Source organism: Collinsella sp. LCP21S3_A9 (assembly GCF_052118785.1).
GTDB lineage: Bacteria > Actinomycetota > Coriobacteriia > Coriobacteriales > Coriobacteriaceae > Collinsella.
The window spans coordinates 13,345-34,654 of the sequence record NZ_JBQKGN010000006.1 but is presented as its reverse complement, the minus strand read 5'-3'; the positions used below and the strand labels follow the sequence as shown (position 1 = coordinate 34,654).

17 protein-coding genes are annotated in these 21,310 nt (G+C 59.0%); all 17 read right to left on the bottom strand.

From position 1 onward, the window contains the following. Positions 1–170: 170 nt before the first annotated feature. Positions 171–1,322: a cell division protein FtsZ gene (gene ftsZ, locus ACTQ05_RS03675; RefSeq protein ID WP_427719199.1), complete on the bottom strand. Its 1,152-nt coding sequence runs from the start codon at positions 1,320–1,322 to the stop codon at positions 171–173. Between the two features lie 200 nt (positions 1,323–1,522). Beyond that, the gene (locus ACTQ05_RS03670; protein WP_427719196.1) at positions 1,523–2,539 is read right to left on the bottom strand and encodes a cell division protein FtsQ/DivIB; all 1,017 of its coding nucleotides are present in this window, start codon (positions 2,537–2,539) and stop codon (positions 1,523–1,525) included. A gap of 205 nt (positions 2,540–2,744) precedes the next feature. Further along, positions 2,745–3,656: a UDP-N-acetylmuramate dehydrogenase gene (murB, locus tag ACTQ05_RS03665; protein WP_154515248.1), complete on the bottom strand. Its 912-nt coding sequence runs from the start codon at positions 3,654–3,656 to the stop codon at positions 2,745–2,747. Between the two features lie 5 nt (positions 3,657–3,661). Next, on the bottom strand, positions 3,662–5,080 hold the full coding sequence (murC, locus tag ACTQ05_RS03660) for a UDP-N-acetylmuramate--L-alanine ligase (RefSeq protein WP_441063192.1): 1,419 nt from the start codon (positions 5,078–5,080) through the stop codon (positions 3,662–3,664). Positions 5,081–5,176: 96 nt separating this feature from the next. Then, a complete protein-coding gene (gene murG, locus ACTQ05_RS03655; RefSeq protein ID WP_427719191.1) occupies positions 5,177–6,292 on the bottom strand; it encodes an undecaprenyldiphospho-muramoylpentapeptide beta-N-acetylglucosaminyltransferase in 1,116 nt (371 codons plus the stop codon). Next, positions 6,282–7,802, bottom strand: coding sequence for a putative lipid II flippase FtsW (gene ftsW, locus ACTQ05_RS03650; RefSeq protein WP_441063194.1), 1,521 nt, complete (start codon positions 7,800–7,802; stop codon positions 6,282–6,284). The genes murG and ftsW overlap by 11 nt, the downstream gene beginning before the upstream one ends. 9 nt (positions 7,803–7,811) lie before the next feature. Continuing rightward, a complete protein-coding gene (murD, locus tag ACTQ05_RS03645) occupies positions 7,812–9,218 on the bottom strand; it encodes a UDP-N-acetylmuramoyl-L-alanine--D-glutamate ligase (protein WP_441537969.1) in 1,407 nt (468 codons plus the stop codon). A 9-nt stretch (positions 9,219–9,227) separates the two neighbouring features. Next, positions 9,228–10,247, bottom strand: a complete 1,020-nt coding sequence (mraY, locus tag ACTQ05_RS03640; RefSeq protein ID WP_154515238.1) for a phospho-N-acetylmuramoyl-pentapeptide-transferase — start codon at positions 10,245–10,247, stop codon at positions 9,228–9,230. Between the two features lie 3 nt (positions 10,248–10,250). Next, complete coding sequence (locus ACTQ05_RS03635) at positions 10,251–11,675, bottom strand: UDP-N-acetylmuramoyl-tripeptide--D-alanyl-D-alanine ligase (protein WP_427719184.1); 1,425 nt, start codon at positions 11,673–11,675, stop codon at positions 10,251–10,253. Positions 11,676–11,799: 124 nt separating this feature from the next. Then, positions 11,800–13,443 (bottom strand): peptidoglycan D,D-transpeptidase FtsI family protein, encoded by a 1,644-nt coding sequence (locus ACTQ05_RS03630; RefSeq protein WP_441537967.1) that lies wholly within the window; start codon positions 13,441–13,443, stop codon positions 11,800–11,802. 239 nt (positions 13,444–13,682) lie between these two features. Further along, positions 13,683–14,153: a hypothetical protein gene (locus ACTQ05_RS03625; RefSeq protein ID WP_427719178.1), complete on the bottom strand. Its 471-nt coding sequence runs from the start codon at positions 14,151–14,153 to the stop codon at positions 13,683–13,685. Positions 14,154–14,243: 90 nt separating this feature from the next. Beyond that, complete coding sequence (gene rsmH / locus ACTQ05_RS03620) at positions 14,244–15,209, bottom strand: 16S rRNA (cytosine(1402)-N(4))-methyltransferase RsmH (RefSeq protein ID WP_154515233.1); 966 nt, start codon at positions 15,207–15,209, stop codon at positions 14,244–14,246. Positions 15,210–15,229: 20 nt separating this feature from the next. Then, complete coding sequence (locus tag ACTQ05_RS03615) at positions 15,230–15,664, bottom strand: division/cell wall cluster transcriptional repressor MraZ (protein ID WP_035137949.1); 435 nt, start codon at positions 15,662–15,664, stop codon at positions 15,230–15,232. A gap of 463 nt (positions 15,665–16,127) precedes the next feature. Further along, entirely contained in the window at positions 16,128–17,069 is a 942-nt protein-coding gene (xerD, locus tag ACTQ05_RS03610; protein WP_441016669.1) for a site-specific tyrosine recombinase XerD, read from the bottom strand. Positions 17,070–17,071: 2 nt separating this feature from the next. Next, positions 17,072–18,733, bottom strand: a complete 1,662-nt coding sequence (locus tag ACTQ05_RS03605; RefSeq protein ID WP_154515231.1) for a CTP synthase — start codon at positions 18,731–18,733, stop codon at positions 17,072–17,074. A gap of 180 nt (positions 18,734–18,913) precedes the next feature. Continuing rightward, entirely contained in the window at positions 18,914–19,297 is a 384-nt protein-coding gene (locus tag ACTQ05_RS03600; protein WP_427727637.1) for a hypothetical protein, read from the bottom strand. 193 nt (positions 19,298–19,490) lie between these two features. Beyond that, positions 19,491–20,972 carry a DUF1846 domain-containing protein gene (locus ACTQ05_RS03595; RefSeq protein WP_154515227.1) on the bottom strand — a complete coding sequence of 494 codons (1,482 nt, stop codon included), beginning with the start codon at positions 20,970–20,972 and terminating at the stop codon, positions 19,491–19,493. Between the last annotated feature and the right edge of the window lie 338 nt (positions 20,973–21,310).

The following is a 21,310-nucleotide window of genomic DNA, read 5'->3' as shown; positions in this document are numbered from 1 at the left end:
CAGCAGTCCGTGCCATACGGCTGCCATACTTCTACAAAAGGATACCCGCAGCGGTAGGAACCAAACGTAAGGGGAACGTAAAGAGATTGGAGACTTTCGTTTACAAACGAGAAACAAAACGGGGTGCATCCAAATGGACACACCCCGTGCAGGTCGTTGAGAAAAACGAACTAGAAGCTACCACGCTTAAGGAAGTCGGGAAGCTCAAACTGGTCGTTACCAAAATTGGGAAGCTCCGTACCGCCGACATTGCGGGTCGGGGCAGACTGAGCCGAGCTTGCAGCGGGAGCGGTACGCTGAGGCTCGACAACGGAAGCCTTGCTCTGGGACTGCTGGGCAGCGAAGAGCTCGTCCTGACGGTTGACATTAGAGTCGGAGAAGCCCGTAGCGATAACGGTGATGCGCACCTGATCGCCCAGGGACTCGTCGACAACGGTACCGAAGATGATGTTGGCCTCGGGATCGACGGCGTTGGCGACAACGTCGGCAGCGTCGCTGATCTCTTGGATGCCCAGATCCTTGGAGCCGGCGATGGAGAGCAGGACGCGCGTAGCACCATCGATAGAGCTCTCGAGCAGCGGGCTGGAAATAGCCTGCTGGGCGGCGTCGACGGCACGGGTGTCCCCAGAAGAAGTACCGATACCCATCATGGCGGTGCCGGCCTGCTTCATGATGGTCTTAACATCAGCGAAGTCCAGGTTGATGATGCCCGGGACGGTGATGAGGTCGGTGATGCCCTGGGTGCCCTGGGAAAGGACGCCATCGGCAATCGCGAAGGCCTCGAGCATGGTGGTCTTCTTCTCGGCGATGTCGAGCAGCTTGTCGTTAGGGATAACGATCATGGTGTCGACGCAATCGGAAAGGGTCTTAATGCCCTCTTCGGCGCTCTTCTTACGCTTGCGGCCCTCGAAGGTGAAGGGCTTGGTCACGACGGCGACGGTCAGCGCACCGACCTCGTTCATCGCGATATCGGCAACGATGGGAGCGGCGCCGGTGCCGGTGCCACCGCCCTCACCGCAGGTGATGAACACCATGTCGGCGCCAGCGAGCGCCTCGGCGATGTCATCGCGGGACTCATCGGCAGCCTTGCGACCAACCTCGGGGTTGGCGCCAGCGCCCAGGCCGCGGGTAAGGTCGGTGCCGATGTGGACCTTGATATCGGCATCAGAGATCGCGAGCGCCTGAGCATCGGTGTTGATGGCAACAAACTCGACGCCACGAATGCCCTCTTCGATCATTCGATTGACCGCGTTGGTACCGCCGCCGCCGACGCCGACCACCTTAATGACGGCAAGGTAGTTGTTGATCTCTGTCTCGTGCATGTCGGTCCTCCGAACAAAGGTTATAGCCATAGCATGGGTTGACCCCTGCGCACATTAACCTTCAGGTTGAAAGTAAATGCAAAGGTAAACCGTATTATGTTTGCACATTATGAACGTATCAGTCAAATAATTGACCGTGAAAACCAAACAAACCAGATAAACGGCGTGGTATGGCCCCTCAACAAAGCCACGCACCGACGCTAAGCGGTCGGTGCGTTTCTAAACGTATAGTTGCCGGGAGACCGAACGTTAATGTAGGTTACGCCCTCTACCTGCGACAGAAGCTTGGTCACGACGCGTTCCTTCTTGGCGATATCATCAGAATCGCCCAGCGAGACCTCAACGCCATTATCAAGATTCGCCGAGATGGCCTCGACCGAAGGTATAGAAATATCCTTGATCTGCGCCAAGAATTCGCCGGAAAAACCACGCACGTAATCCAGGCCCGCTTTAACGGCCTTGGAAGAAACAGCCCGCCCCGAGACCGGCTCGACATCAGCCGAGACATCGGTAAGCAGCACGGCCCCGTAGTGCTTGGCCAGCGCCAACGCAGCATCGATGCCGCTCAACGTGTTGGCGCCCTCACCCGAAGTGACGACATTTCCCTGGTCGTCCACCTCCACAGAGGTCGAAAGCGGTGCGATCCAGGTGTCATCGTCGCCGATGGCCCAGGCAAGATCGTCGGAACTTATATAAGCGATCGCGGTGACCTTGCGCTCCGTCGGCGTAATGACGAGCGTGTGGGGAAACTGCCGTTGAACGTCCACGCCCGAGACCCACGGGTTCTGCTTGAGATCTTCGGTAATCTGGTCGGGATTTACGTTGAAGAGCGATGTGTTCTCGGGCAGACTGATCAGCTGCATGGCATCGTGCTTGGTCACATGCTCGCTGCCCTCGATCTGAATATCGGTAGCGGCAAACAGGCCGGAATTGATAACGACGATGGCAACGACGGCAAGCACGGCCACAGCCGCCAAGATACCGCCCACGATTTTGCCCTTGCCCTTAACGGCAGAGGCGGCCTCGGACGTCTTACTCGCCATGGCGCCAAGCGACGACAGCGGATTGATACCCTTATTGGTCGCAGGTGCCTTAGTGGCGGGCACCGACGTCAACGAGCGCGGCTTGGCAGCGCCCAACGTACGGCCGGGATGCGTCGCTTTAGCCCCCAGCGAGGGCTTGGGCGTCACTATGGGGCGAGAGGGCTTGGCACCCATCGCCGACTTAGACGTCACCGAGGGGCGCGGAGCCGGGTGAACCGTCTTTTTTGCGGCAGTGCGTCCACCAAGTTGCGAGCCGACGACCGGACGTTTGGCGGACCGTACGGATCCAGCGGGCTTGGAGGACACAGGGGGCTTGCGTTGAGGCTGGACGGGTGCGCCGGAACGCCCTCCGGCGCGGCGGAAGGTAGGTTTCGATGCTCTAGAAGCCGAGGAATTTGACTTCCGGTCTGAGCTCGATGCCATACGCCTCCCTCACCTTTCCGTGCACATGCCTGATAACCGCGGCCACGTCATCGGCCGAGGCGGTACCGTTATTAACGATAAAATTAGCGTGTACGGGCGAAACTTCCGCACCGCCAACCGAAAAACCCTTTAATCCACAATCCTCAATCAGCTTGCCAACGCTCGCGTCGGGTGGATTGCGAAAGACCGACCCGCAAGAAGCGCGACCCATGGGCTGCGTGCGTTTGCGCCTCGTCAGGTACCGCTCCATACGCTCGCGAATGTCGGCCTTAGGCGCAGGCTTGAGCTTAAGCACACACTCGAGAATAATCTCGTTACGCGGCAGGCTGCACTCACGGTAGCCCCAGGCAATCTCGGACCCCGCATAATGCTTAATGCCGGATGCCGGGTCAAACGTGACCACATCCTCGACAAGCGAACCTATCCACTCGGTACGCGTACCGGCGTTCATAGATACGGCGCCGCCGACCGAGCCGGGGATGCCAACCGCAAACTCAAGGCCCGAAAGCCCGCGCGACAGGGCATCGTTGACCAAACGTGCGAACATAACGCCCGCGCCAACGGTCAGCGTGCAACCGTCCTCGGCAACAACGGTGCGCTGAAACTCACGCCCCAGCGAAATGACGGCGCCGCGATAGCCCGCATCGGCAACGAGCAGATTAGATCCCTTGCCGATAATGACCCACGGCACCTGCTCACGGTCGAGCACTGCCACGGCACGACGAAGGGCATGATAGCTATGGCACGTCACGAAGAGGTCGGCCTTGCCGCCGATACGATAACTCGTATGACGCGCAAGGCGTTCATCCTCGACTACATCCGTGTCGATCATGCCCGAAAGCGCCATGACGGCGTTAAACAGACCCATAGGGGCTAAGCGTCTTTCTTGGCAGTCAGATACTCGATGAACTCAGGGCCAACGGTCGTAACGTCGCCGGCGCCCATAGTAAGCAGCAGATCGCCCTCACCTACCATCTTCTCGAGCTCACGATTGAGCTCGAGACGGCTGGAGCAGTACACGACCTCCTTGCCAGGGTGCTTGGCGCGCACAGTATCAGCGAGCATCTTGGAGGTTACGCCCGGAATCGGCATCTCGCCGGCAGAGAACACATCGATGAGCAGCAGCTTATCGGCATTGGCGAAGGCATCGGCAAAGTCATCGCACAGCGCCTGCAAACGCGAATAGCGGTGCGGCTGGAACACGACGTCAACATGCTTGTAGCCTAGCGACGAGGCGGCGGCGAGCGTCGCCTTGATCTCGGTGGGGTGATGGCCGTAGTCATCGACCACGCTGATGCCATCAATATCGCCCACATGGGTAAAGCGGCGGCGGACGCCCTCAAAGCTCGAAAGCGCCTCGGCTGCGGCATCGACGTCGAGACCCAGGACATGGGCAACGGTTAGCACTGCCGTGGCGTTGAGCATGTTGTGGCGACCGGGGTTGCTCTTGATCTCGACAGCATGCTCGGTCCCATCCTCAAAGCGAACGGTAAAGTCGCTCTGAATGCCCTTGACATCCGGATGCACGCAGACGACGTCGTTGGTTTCGGCAAAGCCATAGGAAAGCACGTGGCGACCCGTCGACTTGGCGAGTTCGACCAGATGCGGGTCCTCACCGCAAACGATGACGGTACCGCTCTCTCCAACCAGGCCCATAAACTTGGCAAAGGTGGCCTCGATCTCCTCGATGCCCGAGTAGTGGTCGAGATGGTCGGCCTCGACGTTGGTCACGATGACCACGTTGGGGTTCAGGAACAGGAACGAGCTGTCGGACTCATCGGCCTCGGCGACAAAGTAGTCACCCGAGCCGTTCTTTCCGTTGGTATCGTAACCCTCGACGATACCGCCGATCAAAAAGCTGGGATCCAGACCCATGCGGTCGAGCATGGTGGCACACATCGAGGACGTCGTGGTCTTGCCGTGCGTGCCGGCAACAGCGATGGTGGTGTAGCCGTGGCCCAGAGCCGAGAGCATCTTGGCGCGGGGCCACACAGGAATACCGAGCTCGCGAGCACGCACAAGCTCGGGGTTGGACTCGGGAATAGCGGTAGAGACCACGACCACGTCGGGCTTGACCTCATCGATCGTGGCGGCCTCGTGGCCCACATGAACCTTCACGCCAGCACGGGTAAGCTGACGAATGTAGCGCGAGGTCTTAAGGTCGGAACCGGTAACGGCATAGCCACGCTCGTGCAAAACGAGAGCGATACCGCTCATGCCGGCGCCACCGATACCGATAAAGTGGGCGCTCTTGAACTCGGGCGCGGAGGTTGCAGTCTGGGAATCAGCCATGTGCTCGTGTACTCCTTGCGTAAACACTGCCTGTAACCCGTTAACTGTACCGCACCTACCGCATCCGCGCGAGCGCAAGCTCGATATCCCGTCTAACTAACGCAAACCCTCTACCGCATCGGCCAAAAGTGCGGCGGCGCGGTCCTGAGCCAACCCGCGCGCCGCCTGACGCATGGCATCGCGCGCTGCGGCGTCATCGACCAGATGCAGCAGCTCCTCGGCAAACGCCGGAGCATCGATATCGGCATCGGCACAAAGCACGCCGGCACCGGCATCGACCAGATAACGCGCATTGGTCGTCTGGTGGTCGGCCGTGGCATGCGGATACGGCACGAGCACCGAAGGCACGGCGAGGGCGGCAATCTCGGCCACGCTCGAGGCGCCGGAGCGCGAGAGCACCAGGTCAGCTGCAGCTAGCATGTCGCCCATGTTGTCAATGTAGGGCTGGACGCGATAGCGCTTCGTCTCATCGGACGTCAGCGCCAAAGCACGCTCGGTGTCCTCAAAGCCGTCGGCTCCCGTCGAATGCAAAATGTAGAGATTCTCGCGGGTCAGCAGCTCGCTCTTGAGCGAGGCTACGCGCTCGTTGAGATGCTGGGCACCGAGCGAACCACCAAAGACGAGCAGAAGCGTCGCATCCTCGGGCACGCCAAGTGCCTCGCGGCCGCGGGCGCGATCGCCCTCAATGACCGAGCGGCGCACCGGATTACCGGTCATGAGCACATGCTCGGGGTCGCCCTCGCGCTCAAAGACAGAGCGCGCAGCCGGCACCGAGATACACACGCGGGCGGCATGGGAACTCATCATCTTATTGGCCAGGCCCGGAACAGAGTTCTGCTCGTGCAGCAGATACGGAACGCCCGCATCCTTGCACCAGCCCAGCAGCGGGACCTCGACGTAGGCACCAAAACCGATAGCCGCATCGGGCTTGCCAACCTTTGAGAAATGGCTGGCGAGCGAGCGCTTGGCCTTATTGACGCGCCACAGCGAGCTCAGCGCGGTCCAAGGACGGGAGCGGTCGAAGCCCGTGACCGTGATAGGTACAAAATCGAACCCGGCCTCGGGAACCAAACGACCCTCGAGCTTGTGCGACTGGCCCACGAACACAACATGATGTCCGCGGTCGCGCAACTCCTCAGCCAAGGCAAGCGCAGGGTTGATATGTCCCGCCGTGCCGCCGGCTGCGATAGCAACGGTCATCTTATCGGTCATGAAAATCCCTTCGTACGCGCGGTCCCTGATCGTCGGTGCGCAGACGCGCCGACGGGTCCGAATTCAAATTGATTCGATTATATCCGCCGCCCGAGCTTCGGGGGTTCGGGCGTTGGGGACGCCCCTGCGGAGCCGTTCGCGGGCGCGGACGAGCCGCCGGCTCGGACGCAGAGCCATCCAAGACGGTAAAACCGTTGCGCGAAGGGCGATCGCCGCGCACATGGGGCACGCCGGCGGTGCTCTCGTCCATAACGGCAAAGCTCTCGCGGCGACGGTCGTACTCATCACGACGGGCGCTCTCGTGCGAGACGCGCAAGATCAGCCCCGCAAGCATAAGCGATACGATAATCGACGAACCGCCGTAGCTGATAAACGGCAGCGGCTTACCCGTCATGGGAAACACGTTGAGGATGCCCAGCGCATTGATCAAAAACTGTACCGCGAGAATGACTGCGGAACCCGATGCCATGAGCGCTCCGCGACGGTCCGCAGCCTGTTCGGCAATGCGAAACGCTGAGTAAATCAGCATCGCAAAGACCAGGAAGAGCAGCGCGGTCCCGACAAAACCGACCTCCTCGCCGATAATGGCCAGAATATAGTCGTTGTGTGCCTCGGGCAGATACGAATACTTCATGGTGGAGTTACCGATGCCGCGGCCGAACAAGCCGCCCGAAGCAAACGCCATGATGGCAAGCGTTGCCTGATAGCCATCGCCATACTCGTCGGCCCAAGGGTTCAGGGCAACCTGAACACGCACCATGCGGTACGGCTCTGCAACAAGCGCAAACACACTCATGACAATGACGAGAATGATCACGCCGATGATAAACTTGGGGTCTAGGCCCGCAAATAACGCCATACACATGAGGGTCAGCGAGATGATCAAGACGGTGCCATAATCGGGCTGGATAAAGATCAAAAAGAGCGAAATGCCCAAGTAGACGACCATCTTACGAAGGAACTCGTTGATGTTGCCACCGGGCGAAAAGAAACGGTCGAGTATGATGGCAGAATACGCGATGGCAAACGGCTTTAAAAACTCAGACGGCTGGAACTGAATACCGGCGATGTTGAGCCAGCGCGTGGCGCCACGGCTGCCACTGCCGACAAGAAATACCGCAAACAGCAAGAGAATCATGCCGATAAGGAAGATCCTAAGTACATTTTCCCCAAACCAGCTGTCCGGCAAGACGCGAACGATCGCAACCATGGCAAGCACGCCAACTCCGGCAAAGGTAGCCTGTCGAACCAGGAAAAACGTCGCCGAGCCGTTCTCGTGCAATGCCTCGACCGATGACGCCGAGTACACCATCAGCAGCCCAAAGCACACTAAAGTAAACAGGCACGCCATGAATATCAAACGAGGGCGCATGATGCGGGCGGGGACGCCGGCAATATAGCGTTCGCTGAGCGTCTGCCCGCCGCGACCGGAACGCGGCGTACTGCGCTGCGAGGAAGCACGGTCCGAGTCGGGCCTCCTCATATCTTGTCGGGGGCTCTCCTCTCTCACCGGCGGCCCCTATTCCATTTGCGATTTCGCTGCGGCGGCAAGCTGGGCCACGTAGTCCTTAAACACGCGGCCGCGCTCCTCGTAGCCCGAGAACTCATCGAACGAAGAACAGGCGGGAGAAAGCAGGATCACGTCGCCTCGGCTCGACAGCGAACGGGCAACGTCGACGGCGTCGCGCAGGTCGTCAGCCTGAGCGATATCAACGTCACCATCGACATCGGCCTCGTCCATAGCGGCGGTAAAGCGCTCGCGCGCATCGCCAAAGCAGACGACCGATCGCACGTTGTCCATGACAACGCGGGCGAAGGACTCGAGTGGCGTGCCCTTATCGTGACCACCGAGCAGCAAGATCACGTCGTCGTCGGGAAACGCCGTCAGGGCCTTTTCGACCGCATCGGTGTTCGTTGCCTTGGAATCGTTGACGTAGCGCACGCCATCGATCTCGCCACAGGGCTCAACGCGGTGCTCCAGCGGCTGGAATGAGGCCAGGCCGCGACACACACCGTCGACATCGGCACCGACGGCCAGGGCGGCCGTGGCAGCGCACAGGGCATTGATGACATTGTGATGTCCGGAGATTTTGAGCTCGGACGTGGCGATGAGCGGGGTCTCGACGCCCTTCAGGCGAATGACCATCTTGCCATCGCGCACAAATGCGGCGTCCTCGCCCGCAGGTTCGTCAAAGGCGACCTTGCAGATGCGACGACCCGGCGTGTAGACATACTCATCGAATTCATGGATACCGGCATCCTCGACGTCGATAACCACAAGGTCATCATCGACCATATTCTCGAAGAGCTTAATCTTGGCGAGCGCATAGTTCTTATGGCTCTTGTGCCAGCCCAGATGGTCGGGGGTAATGTTGAGCAGCACCGCCACACGGGGGTGAAGCTCGGTCTTCGTTGCGATCTGATAGCTCGAAAGCTCAGCTACAAACCACTCGTTATGCGCGCGGTCGTCGATTTCGTTCACCGGAGGCTCACCGATATTACCGACAGCAACGCTCGCCTCGCCCGCTGCCTTAAGCAGGTAGTCGGTCAGCGACGTGGTGGTTGTCTTGCCGTTGGTGCCCGTAATGGCGATCCAATTTTGGGGAGACAGGCGGTAGGCAAACTCGGGCTCACCCATGATCTGGGCAGCGTGATCGCGGCCAGCCTTAAAGAATGCCGAGAACTCCGAGATGCCCGGACACGTCACGCATACATCAAACGCGCCCTCGACCTGCTCGGTTCCGTAGACAAACGATACCCCGCGCGCCTCGAGCGAGCGCGTGGCATCATTGGGCTCGGACGTGCCGCCACCGTACACGGTAACGGTACTCACGCGCTCGGGGTGCGCAAGCGCCCAGCGAGCGACATCTAGACCGGACTTACCCTGGCCCAAGACGAGCAGGCTAAAGGAATCTGCAAGAGGCATGAAAAACCACTATCCCAACTGGAAAAACAGGGCAAGGCCCAGAGCGCCAAAAGCGGCAGCGACAATCCAAAAACGGATGACGACCTTAGTCTCGGCCCATCCCTTCTTCTCGAAATGATGATGAATGGGCGCCATAAGGAAGACGCGCTTATGCGTAAAGTGGAAGTAGACGACCTGAATCATGACCGACAGGGTCTCGACGATAAACAGGCCGCCGATGATGAGCGAGACGACCTCGGTGTTGGTCATAATGGACGTGCAGGCAAAGGCTGCACCCAAGGCAAGAGAGCCGGTATCACCCATAAAGATGCTCGCCGGATAGCAGTTGAACCAAAGGAAGCCCAGGCAAGCACCAGCACATGCGGTACAGAAGATAGACAGGTTTACGTCACCGTGCAAAAACGCCATGGCAGCCATGGCAAGCATGGCAATCATGGAGGTGCCACCGGCAAGGCCGTCCAGGCCATCGGTCAGGTTCACGGCATTAGAAAGACCGGCGATCATCAGCCAGCAAAAGACGATGTAGAGCCACGGAAAGGTAAGGCCACCAATGGTGGTCGAGAAGATGCCGAGGTCAATCGTCAGACCGCCAGGAAAACGAATCTCGGGGGCAACGCCGCACCAGCTGACGGCAAGCACGGTAAACGTGACGCAGATAATGGTGAGACCGATCATCTTGGCGTGGGGCGTCAGGCCGAGCGAACGACCGTGCGTGACAGAGGTCAAATCATCGATAAGGCCCAGAACGCCGGTTGCAAGCGTGGCAAGCAGCACGAGCACAAGCTCGGTGGTGAGCTTGCCCATCAAAAGGCACGTCAGCGAAACGGCTACGAGAATGACAACGCCGCCCATGGTGGGCGTGCCCTGCTTAATCAGGTGGCGTTTGGGTCCATCGGCGCGGACCTGCTGGCCGATACCCTCGACCTTAAGAAGCTTGATCCACCACGGCATGAGCAGCAGCGCAATGGCGGCGGCGATGCCAAGTCCCAAAAAGGCCTGGTATGTAGGATACGCGGGGTTCCCGAACATGGGCTAGCACACACCTTCCACAAAGCGGTCGAGCTCGACAAAGCGAGAGCCCTTGACCAGCACAACGTCATGTTTCTCAAGTGCGCCGGCCATACGGTCGAGCACCTGCTGATAATCGGAGAACACCTGGATGCGGTCCTCGTCCATGCCCATCATGCGCGCGGCTTCGGCCATACGAGCGGCCAGCTCACCGCCCACGCACGCCAGCATATCGAGCTTCTTAGCCGCGGCATAGGCGCCCACCAGCTCATGCATGCGGGGGGCCTCGTCGCCCATTTCGCCCATCTCGCCCAGAATCGCCATTCGAGAGCCAGAACACGAAAGCGAGCACAGCAGGTCAAGGCCAGCAGCCATGGATTCGGCGCTGGCGTTATACGAGTCGTCGATAATGCGGGCACCGCTCTTGGCGTGTTTGATCTCCTGACGATGACCGGTAATCGCGATACCCCTAAAGGCAGCATCGATCTGCTCGGGGGTCACACCCAAACGATAGGCAACTGCGGCGGCTTTAACGGCATTGGGAACGGACTGGACGCCGGGAATGGCGAGCATGGTGTCAACGGACTCACCCATGCCAAAGTCAAGCGTAAAGACCGGGCGGCCCTCGTCATCAATGTGAATGCCGCGGGCGCAAACCTCATCAACATCCGAAACACCCGCCAGCATCACGTCGATACCCGCGGGCTCGGCAAACGTCTCACGAATGAACGGGGTGAAGTCGTCTTCGCCGCCCAAAACCAGCAACGGGAGAAGGTCGTCGGCGGCACACATGCCCCCAACAATCTCGGACTTAGCGCGGGCGATATTCTCGCGACTTCCCAGGATTCCAATATGAGAGGTGCCGATCTTGGTCACGATGGCAAGGTTGGGATTGGCGGACCGAGAAAGGCGCTCGATCTCGTGAAAATGGTTCATACCCATCTCGAGAACCAGCACCTCGGTGTCGGCAGGAGCGGCCAAAACCGTGAGCGGCATACCGATCAGATTGTTGAAATTACCCTTGGTGGCCCAAACGCGATAGCGCTTGGCAAGCACTGCCGCAAGGACATCCTTGGTCGTCGTCTTACCGATAGAGCCGGTAATGCCAACCACGAGGCAGCCAAGCTGCGTGCGATAGGCATGTGCCAGGCGCAGCAAAAATTCCTCGGGATCATCGGTGTGCAGGATGGCGCAGCCCTTACGCTGAGCCAGCGATACAAGCTCGGCATTGGGCTCGCGCGTCATCACAACAGCGCCGGCACCCGATTCGATGGCGCGGGAAGCAAAATCGTTGCCGTCGACTTTTTCACCCGGAAAGGCAACAAAAATCGTGCCTTCCTCAACCTGGCGCGAGTCGATAACGCACCCACGGCATACCCGATCGGCTTCTCCCGTCACGGTCCGGGCCCCTGTTGCGGCCGCGAGGTTGTTGACGGCGATCTCTATCATTGCAGCTCCCCTGTAAACCTAATAATGCTATCGGCGTATTGTATCCCAGCGCCGCGCATGCGTGGTGCAGGGCATGTGAACACCCTCCAGATTAATCGACAGCCCTTTTCAGGATTGTAACCCCCTACTTGGTGCGTGGGATACCCAACACATCGAGCGCGTTAGCCATAATGATCTGGAACGGCACGGCGGCAGCATCCGAACCGCTCGGCGTTCCGTCGAGCGTGATATAGCACAAAACCTTGGGTGCTTGCGCCGGGGCAAACCCCATAAAGGACGACATATAGCTCGCTTTGAGGTAGCCGCCTTTTTCATCGGCGCGCTCGGCCGTACCGGTCTTACCCGCCACGTCGTAACCGTCGACGGCGCCCCCGACACCCGTGCCCTCGGAAACGACCGTCTGCATGCACGATATCACCTGGGCGGCGGCGTCCTCAGAAATCGCCTGCTCGCCCTCGCCCCAGTCCTTCTCCTCGCCTTTGCTGGATTTATAAAAGTGCGGCGTCATCATCACGCCGCCGTTGGCAATGCCGCCCACGGCGCGCGCAATCTCGATCGGCGAGACAGACAGCGCTTGGCCAAAACTCATCGAGCCCAACGTGGCACCGTCATACTGGTCACGCTCCTTGACAATGCCAAGGCTCTCGCCGGGAAAATCGATGCCCGAACTGTGTCCAACGCCCCATTTGTCCACGTACGCGGCAAAATCGTCCGCGCCGATCTTACGCCCGACCAACACAAAGCCAACATTGGATGAGCGGCGCATCATCTCGCGCACATCCATGGTCATGGCGTAGTCACGCTTATCGACATCGGTGACGGTATCGTCGCCGACCTTAATGCTCGCCGGCACCTCAAACGACGTACTCGAGCGCACGACGCCCAAGTCGAAACCCGCACCTGCAACGAGCGTCTTAAAGACCGAACCGGGTTCATACGCATCGGTGACCAAGCGCAAGTTCATATCCTCGGTCTTGGCGTTCTCCAGATTGGTCGGGTCGTAGGTCGGATACGAACAGGCGGCCAGAATCTCGCCGGTAGTAGGGTCTGTCACCAAAGCCGAACCGTTCTTGGCTTTGGTCTTCTCGACCGCCTCCGCCAGAGCGTCCTCTGCTGCACGCTGGATATTGACATCCAGCGTCGTCACGATGTCAACGCCATCGATGGCGGCAACCTTTTTATAGGCGCCACCCGCAATATAGCTATCGTCCCTCGCACGCTCTCGTACCAGCGTGCCGTTTGTTCCGGTCAGCAATTTGTCATATTGCTTTTCAAGTCCCGTTAGGCCCACGTTGTCAACGTTCACCACGCCTAGAACCTGCGAAGCCAGATTGCCGTATGGATACACCCGCTTCATCGCCTGCTCAAAGAGCACGCCGGGCAGATTTTTCTTCTTCAATGCCGCGGCATCGTCCTCGTCTACCTGGCGCTTGATATACACCCAGGTGCCATCGGACTGAACCAGCTTGCGGCAAGTCTTCTTATCGATTCCAGTCGCCTTAACCAAGGCCGATACCGTTTTATCGACATCCTCGATCAGCTGTGGATTCACGGCGACATTGCTGCACTCGACCGACGACGTCAGCACGTTGCCGTTTCGGTCGTAGATCGTGCCGCGTTTGGCGTAAAGCGTCTCCGCAAGCAGGCGTCGAGCATCGGCGCGCCCGCGCAACTCATCGGCATTTACGATCTGGTAGTCGGTAAGGCGGATGGCGTCCGCAGCCAGGCCCAAACCGATACAACCCATGACGACATTACGGCGAGGCAATGGCGTCCCCGTAAGCCATTCGGTCGAAGATCGTCTATTCGATCTGCTATTGCGTACTTGAGGGTCATCCGAGCCGCGAAGGCGCGACGTTGGGTCGTTGCCACGATTCGACCCCAAGTTGTAAGATGACCGACCCGATCCTTGATAACCAGAACGTCCCCGCGAAGAGGGACGTCCCTGCCCGCGACTCCCGTCTGGACCGCGGTGATAATCATTTGTCATACTCAGCTACCGCCTTATTACTGGACAGCCGCAGCCGAGCTAGCGCCCGCGGCTGCATCCTGCGAAAAATCAAGTGTAACGCTCTCACTGGGCTCCACCATGCCATAAGCGCCCGCAAGATCGCGAATGCGCGTATCGGCACCATAAACAGAGTGCATGACCTCAAGGTCAGAGCTCTCATCGGTCGCCTTCTCGAGCGTGTTAGTCAGCTCGGCGTTGCTGTTGAGCACCTGGGCCGTAACGCTTGCAAGCGCCACGCGGGCGACGCCAATCGTCATGAAGATAGCCGCAATGATGCAAAACGTTTTAAGAACGCTCATGAAAACCGGGCTTACCGCCTGGTTTGCCTGACGGCCCGCGCCCGTGTAGACATCAAAGCGCGGTGTGCGCTGCTCACGAGGAGCAGCGGGCGCCTGCGGTGCCTCGCGGTAGGCGGGCATGGCGTTCATATCATAGGCGAGTGCTGCGTTTGAGGTGTTGTAGCCCATGATATGCCGCCTCCCATCCCGAGTACGTTGGTAGTGTGTTTAAGCTTCGTTTATGGTGCGAGCGGGAGGTCCAATATCGCGCGCGTAACGCTACAAGCGCTCCGCCACGCGGATTTTGGCTGATCTCGCCCGAGGGTTGCGCGCAACCTCATCGGGTTGGGCAACCAAGGGTTTGCGGGTGATGACCTTGAGTATCGGCACGTTGCCGCACACGCACACCGGAATCTCCGGCGGACACGTGCACCCCTGGCTCATCTCCTTAAAGTGGTTCTTTACGATACGGTCCTCGAGCGAGTGATACGAGATGACGCAGATGCGTCCGCCCGGGTTGAGCCACCTGGTGGCGGCGTCAAGTCCTCTCTCGAGCACATCGAGTTCATGATTGACCTCGATGCGAATGGCCTGGAAACTTTTCTTGGCCGGGTGTCCGCCATGCCGACGAGCGGCAGCCGGAATGCCAGCCTTGATGATCTCGACAAACTGACCGGTGGTTTCAATCGGTTCGGACTCGCGGCGACGCACGATCTCGCGTGCGATCTGCGAGGCGAACTTCTCTTCGCCATAGACGCGTAGAATCCGGGCGAGGTCGTGTTCGTTATAGGTGTTGATGACCTCAGCTGCGTTTAGGGTGTTGTTACCCGGATCCATCCGCATGTCCAATGGGGCATCTTCGTTATACGAAAAGCCCCTGCCAGGGATATCGAGTTGCGGTGACGAAACGCCCAAGTCGAACAGGAAGCCATCGACCCCGGGCACCTCGGCCGAGCAAAGCAGCTCGTCCAAGTCGCCAAAGTTGCCCTTCAGCAACTGATGCGGGACGCCGGGGACCTCGCGGTCCAGACGGGCACCAGCGGCCTCGAGGGCCATGTCGTCCTGATCGACGCCAAGCAAAAGACCCGTCTCCCCCACCTGCGCGGCCATCTTTACCGAATGACCGGCACCGCCAAGGGTGCAATCGCAGACGACAGATCCGCTCTTTAGCTGCAGCGACTCAAGCACTTCGCCGAGCATGACAGGTTCATGCCGATATTCTTGTGTCAAGATCCCACGCTCCATCCGTTACTCATGCCTTGCCCTTACGAGAAGAAGAGGTCCAGCAGAGCCTCATCGTCATCGTCCTCATCGGCCGTAGCACGGTCCCAAACCTCGAGGTGGTCGTAGTTGCCCACAACCGTGACCTCGCGGTCGAGGTTCGCCTGCTTGCGGAGAGACTCAGAAAGACCGATACGACCGGCGCTGTCCACATCCATCGAGGTGGTGCGCTTGTTGATCGCCCTCATGAGTTTCTGGTCGTTGATGTCACGCGGGTTAAAACCCTCGTGGCCCTCACGACCCGCGAAGAGTCCTTCGACCCACTTATCGAAGGCCTCGGCAGAGAACACGTACAGAGCATCGACATCCAGGGCTTTGAACACGCGAACATGCTCTCCAAGCTCCTCGCGAAGGGGTGCAGGCAGGGACAGACGACCTTTTGCATCGAGATTGCGCTCGTATGCACCTGTCATTCCCATGTGCGCCCTCCCCTCGGTTACTCAGATGGCACGTACGCGGGGAACCACCCCGCCTGTCGACGTCATTAATAATATGGGGAACTGCCCCATTTTTCAACATCTTTCCCCACACCTTCCCCCACAACACCCCACCACTCCACCCTCTATATGCTGTAAAACACCCTCGTTCATATGTTCGAAAACACAATATGTTGTGTTTACAGCAAAGCCGGGATGCCATCTGTAGCAGCCCGGCTTTCAACCTCAACCTTCAAGTTGACCTTGAGGCGAATTTTGTGTCCCTTTACGCGCCGTTCACATCGCCCCCCAAACTTCCCCACCAACGTCACGCGCGACCCACCGGCGCATCGGCGCAAGACAAAAGATGGGGCGGACCCCAGATTGCCGATACGCGCACAAAACCGCGTCACGACAACCCGGGGTCCGTCCCCCATTAGTTGTAAATATGCAGGTCAAAGAGTCGCTAGCGATGCGCCAACGGATGAGCCGCCAGGTAGACCTCGGTCAGCTGCGTACGGTCGACATGCGTGTAGACCTGTGTGGTCGAAATGTCGGCATGTCCCAAAATCTCCTGTAGCACGCGCAGGTCGGCACCGCCCGCAAGCATATGGGTCGCAAAGGAGTGACGCAAGGTATGAGGATGAAGTCCCACCAGTCCCACCTGACGCCCGTATCGCTCGCATATGACGTGAACACTCTGACGCGACAGGCGACCACCGTTCTTATTTAAAAAGACTGCCGGCGTCTTTGACCCGCGGGCATGAGCGGCCAGGCGCCGACGCCCATCAGCAATATATTGAGCCATAGCCCGTGCGGCACTTCCCACGAGTGGGGCAAGCCGCTCCTTCGAGCCCTTGCCGCGCACCAGCACAAAGCCGTCGTCAAAATGAACGTCGCCCACATCGAGCCCCACCAACTCGCTCACGCGCAGGCCACATCCATAGAGCACTTCCAAAATGGCATGGTCCCGCAAACCCATCTCCCCTTCCGGGAAATCTTGGTCGAGGAGCGCCGAGACATCCCCTACCGAGAGACACTCCGGAAGGCGCTCCGCCTTTTTGGGCAGGCGCAGTGCAGCCGTCGGGTTTTGGGCGACGATTCCATCGCGAACCAAAAAGGCATGCAAACCTTTCACGGCCGCAACTGCACGCTCCACCGAGGCATCGGAGTAGCCCCCGTCGCGCCGATCACCGACAAAACCCTCTATTATCTGACGGTTCACGCCCTCAAAGGACTCAACACCGGCCCGCTCCAGGTAGGAACAGTAAGTCGTCAAGTCACGACGATATGCCGCGATCGTATTGCGCGCCAAGCCTCGCTCGACCGCAAGGTAATCAAGATACTCCCCCGTCACCGTATCGAGCAACGAGGGAGTATCTTCGGTATGTCTTTCGTTCGCTGGCACCCTTAGTCCGTCGCGAGGTTCATGGGCGTCACCTGCAGGCGATCGACACCCTCGTGCTGGCCAATCGAGGCGCGCACGAACTCGCGGAACAGAGGCTGAGGCTTGGTCGGACGGCTCTTAAACTCGGGGTGGGCCTGGGTGGCCACATACCACGGATGCACGTCACGCGGCAGCTCGACCATCTCGACCAGACGCTCGTCAGGCGAAAGACCCGAGATAACCAAACCCGCGTCCTCGAGCTGGTCGCGGAAGGCATTGTTGAACTCAAAGCGATGACGGTGGCGCTCATAGACAAGCTCCTCGCCATAGGCCTCGCGCGCAAGGGTATCGGCAGCGAGCTTGCACGGATAGGCGCCCAGGCGCATGGTGCCGCCCTTCTCGGTCACGTCCTCCTGCGAGCTCATCAGGTCAATTACGCTAAACGGACCGTCCGGATCGAACTCGGAGGAGCTAGCGCCGGCAAGGCCGACCACGTTGCGGGCAAACTCGCACACGGCGACCTGCATGCCCAGACAAATGCCCAGATACGGGATCTTATGCTCGCGAGCAAACTCGGCAGCAAGAATCTTGCCCTCCAGGGCACGCTTGCCAAAGCCGCCGGGCACCAAAATGCCCGATGCGTCGCCCAGCACCTCGGAGACGTTCTGCTCGTCGAGGCTCTCGCCGTCGACCAGCTGCACGTCCACATGACGATCATAGAAAACGCCTGCATGATGCAGGGCCTCGATAACCGACAGGTAGGCATCGGGGAGCTGGGTATACTTGCCCACAACGGCGATCTTGACCTTGTCGGCATGGTGGTTGGCATGATTCTGTTTGCGCAGGAACTCGTTCCACTCGCTCATGTCGCGCTCGCGCGGGTCCAAGCCCAGGCGCTCGCAAATGCGCAGGTCAAAGTCCTGCTCGGCGAGCAGCTGCGGCACGTCGTAAATACTCGCGCAATCTTCGTTGGTAAAGACGCAGTCGGTATCGACGTCGCAGAAGCTTGCGATCTTGCCACGGATGGCATCGTCGATATGGTGATCAGAACGCAGCACAATGATGTCGGGCTGAATGCCAAAGCTGCGAAGCTCCTTGACCGAATGCTGCGTGGGCTTGGTCTTGACCTCGTGCGCGGCGGCGATATAGGGGACGAGCGACACGTGGATGTAGCAGACGTTCTCGGGACCGGCCTCTTTACGGTACTGGCGGATGGCCTCCACGAACGGCTGCGACTCGATATCGCCAATCGTGCCGCCCAGCTCGGTGATGACCACGTCGGAACCGGTCTGCTCCTCGATGCGGCGGAACTTATCCTTAATGGCGTTGGTGACGTGCGGAATCACCTGAACGGTGCCGCCTAAAAAGTCACCGCGACGCTCGCGGGCAATCAGGCTCTTGTAGATAGCGCCGGTCGTAAAGTTGGAATCACGGGTAAGATTCTCGTCAATAAAGCGCTCATAATGGCCCAGGTCCAGGTCGGACTCGTAGCCATCCTCGGTCACGAAGACCTCACCATGCTGAAACGGGCTCATGGTGCCGGGGTCGACGTTCAGATACGGGTCGGCCTTCTGCATCGTCACCTTGTAGCCGCGTGACTTGAGCAGACGGCCCAACGAGGCCGCGGTGATGCCCTTACCCAAGGACGAAACTACGCCGCCGGTTACAAACACATGCTTGGTCATATTGAATTACCTGCGCTTCCCGTAGAAGTTTTCCATTCACATCTTACGGGTCTTCATTGTAATACTCGAAAAGCAAGCCGCTCGCTATTTTTCACCCGCATGCCCGCATTTCTCCATCTCGAAACAAAACACCGCCCAAGTAGCTTTGGGCGGTGCAGGCTCGTCGAAACTGCCGTGTTGTTACCGATCGGCAGTCTCATCCTTCAACATATCTTGAACAAGCATGCCGGCACGAACACCCTTAAGGTACCACTCGCCTCGCTCGGTCAGGCATATGCCGTTTGCAAGCTGGCCGCCATCATCGTTATAACGAGAAACGACCTCGATAAGGCCATCAGAATCCAAACGGTCGATTGCAGCGCGGGCACGATACGGCGAAACCCCTACGCACTCGGAGAGTGTCTTGCGCGAGAAACCGTACGGCACACCGTTTCCCTTAGATTGCCGAGCGATCTCCATCAGCACCAGCACCTCGACACGCTTCATATCGTTGACACTCGCACGACCCTTGCCCGCCATGGCAGCCTCCTCAAACCGAGCACGAGCATCAAAAGCACCGCGCATGACCGGCGCATCCCTCGATGGCCGGCAACATCCATCATGGGTAGCCCCGCAAAGGATGTATCCACTGAGGTAATTGTATACCGCGCAAATCGCTTTTGGGCAGGTAAACGGCCTAAATTTCGGCAAATATAGCCCTAAAACCCCCTAAGCGCCGCATCGGGTGCGCACTCCGATGCGGCGTCTCATCTCAATCTTAGCGATGGAAGAAACCGCGGCGCTCAAACTTGGGCTCACAGCACACGTTAATGCCCAGCTTGCGCAGCACCGTCTCGTCCGTAGGCGAGATAATCACGCTAAAGAAGGCGTCGCAGCCGCGCAGCTGCTCAAGACCCGAAAGAACACGAGTAGCCGTCTCGCTCGTGGCCGAGGTGATAGAGAGCGCCATGAGCGTCTCGTCGGTGTGGAGACGCGGGTTTTTGCTGCCAAGGAAATGCGTCTTGAGCTTGCTGATAGGCTCAATCGCCTCATCGCTGATGACCTCGAGCTCAAGATCGACGCCTGAAACATGCTTAAGCGCGTTCATGATGAGCGAGCTCGCGGCACCCAGACGCGTTGAGGTCTTTCCGGTCACTACCGAACCGTCCGGCATCACCATGGCACCCACGGGACCGCCCGTCAGTTGCTCCCTGGTGAGAGCAGCCGAGCGTGCCGGCGAATAGTTCTTGTCGATGCCGGCTTTTTTCATAATGAGTTTGAGACGGTCGACCTGCTCATCGCCCACGCCAGTACGGCGCACGCTTTCAACCGCGGCAAAATAGCGACGCACGATCTCCATCTTGGAGGCATCTCGGCATGCATCGTCATCGGTAATGGCAAAACCGACCATATTGACGCCCATGTCCGTGGGGCTCTGATAGGGGCTCTCGCCCAAGATCTTTTCCATGAGGGCGCGAACAACCGGGAACGCCTCAACGTCTCGGTTGTAGTTGACCGTGGTCTTGTTGTATGCCTCAAGGTGGAACGAGTCGATGATGTTGGCGTCATCGAGGTCTGCCGTGGCAGCCTCATAGGCAATGTTCACCGGATGCGTGAGGGGGAGATTCCAGACCGGGAAGGTCTCAAACTTGGCATAGCCGGCAGCGGTGCCATGCTTGTGCTCGTGATACAGCTGCGACAGGCAGGTGGCGAGCTTACCCGAGCCAGGGCCGGGCGCCGTCACGACAACGAGCGGACGCGTGGTCTCGACAAACTCGTTCTTGCCGTAGCCTTCATCAGAAACGATCAGGTCGACATCGTGCGGATAGCCCTCGATGGGATAGTGCAGCTTGGCGGGAATGCCGAGCGCGTTTAGACGATTGCGGAAGACGTCGGCAGCGGGCTGACCGGCATACTGCGTGATGACCACGGCGGCAACGGCAAATCCGTTCCCGCGGAACAGATCGACCAGACGCAGGACGTCCTCGTCATAGGTAATGCCCAAGTCGCCACGGGCCTTGTTCTTCTCGATATGGTTCGCATTGATTGCGATGATGACCTCGACGTCGTCGGCAATGCTCTTGAGCATGCGGAACTTGCTGTCCGGTTCAAAACCCGGCAGCACGCGGCTCGCATGATAGTCATCGAACAGCTTGCCGCCAAACTCCAAATACAGCTTGCCGCCAAACTGCGAGATGCGCTCCTTAATGTGAGCAGCCTGCAGCTCGATATACTTCGCGTTGTCGAAACCCTGGCGCATGTATGGCTCCCGTCCCGTTTCCATTTAATGTCCTAGGCGATTATAGCGGAGCAGACCCTCCCCCACCGACGAGGCCGGGGCAGCTAATTTGGGACGGGGCTTTTTTGACTACCCTTAATGTGGGGGTAGTCAAAAAAGCCCCGTCCCAAATTAGCTGCCCCAAACGCACTTCCCCTGCACCAACAATGGCAACATCGCAGGTTGAGCATAAGTCAGACACGGGCGCCAGAGCGAGCAAGCTGCTCCCTGCACCAGCAAGGGAAACGTCGCAGGTTGAGCATAAGTCAGCGAGCGCCGTCCAGAACGTACAAGTTGGCATGAAAAAGGCAAGGCATAGA

Coding starts and splice junctions, on each gene's coding strand:
- ftsZ (WP_427719199.1), bottom strand. CDS start 1,322: ATGCACGAGACAGAGATCAACAACTACCTTGCCGTCATTAAGGTGGTC.
- ACTQ05_RS03670 (WP_427719196.1), bottom strand. CDS start 2,539: ATGGGTGCCAAGCCCTCTCGCCCCATAGTGACGCCCAAGCCCTCGCTG.
- murB (WP_154515248.1), bottom strand. CDS start 3,656: ATGGGTCTGTTTAACGCCGTCATGGCGCTTTCGGGCATGATCGACACG.
- murC (WP_441063192.1), bottom strand. CDS start 5,080: ATGGCTGATTCCCAGACTGCAACCTCCGCGCCCGAGTTCAAGAGCGCC.
- murG (WP_427719191.1), bottom strand. CDS start 6,292: ATGACCGATAAGATGACCGTTGCTATCGCAGCCGGCGGCACGGCGGGA.
- murD (WP_441537969.1), bottom strand. CDS start 9,218: ATGCCTCTTGCAGATTCCTTTAGCCTGCTCGTCTTGGGCCAGGGTAAG.
- mraY (WP_154515238.1), bottom strand. CDS start 10,247: ATGTTCGGGAACCCCGCGTATCCTACATACCAGGCCTTTTTGGGACTT.
- ACTQ05_RS03635 (WP_427719184.1), bottom strand. CDS start 11,675: ATGATAGAGATCGCCGTCAACAACCTCGCGGCCGCAACAGGGGCCCGG.
- ACTQ05_RS03625 (WP_427719178.1), bottom strand. CDS start 14,153: ATGGGCTACAACACCTCAAACGCAGCACTCGCCTATGATATGAACGCC.
- rsmH (WP_154515233.1), bottom strand. CDS start 15,209: ATGGAGCGTGGGATCTTGACACAAGAATATCGGCATGAACCTGTCATG.
- ACTQ05_RS03615 (WP_035137949.1), bottom strand. CDS start 15,664: ATGGGAATGACAGGTGCATACGAGCGCAATCTCGATGCAAAAGGTCGT.
- ACTQ05_RS03605 (WP_154515231.1), bottom strand. CDS start 18,733: ATGACCAAGCATGTGTTTGTAACCGGCGGCGTAGTTTCGTCCTTGGGT.
- ACTQ05_RS03600 (WP_427727637.1), bottom strand. CDS start 19,297: ATGCGCGGTGCTTTTGATGCTCGTGCTCGGTTTGAGGAGGCTGCCATG.
- ACTQ05_RS03595 (WP_154515227.1), bottom strand. CDS start 20,972: ATGCGCCAGGGTTTCGACAACGCGAAGTATATCGAGCTGCAGGCTGCT.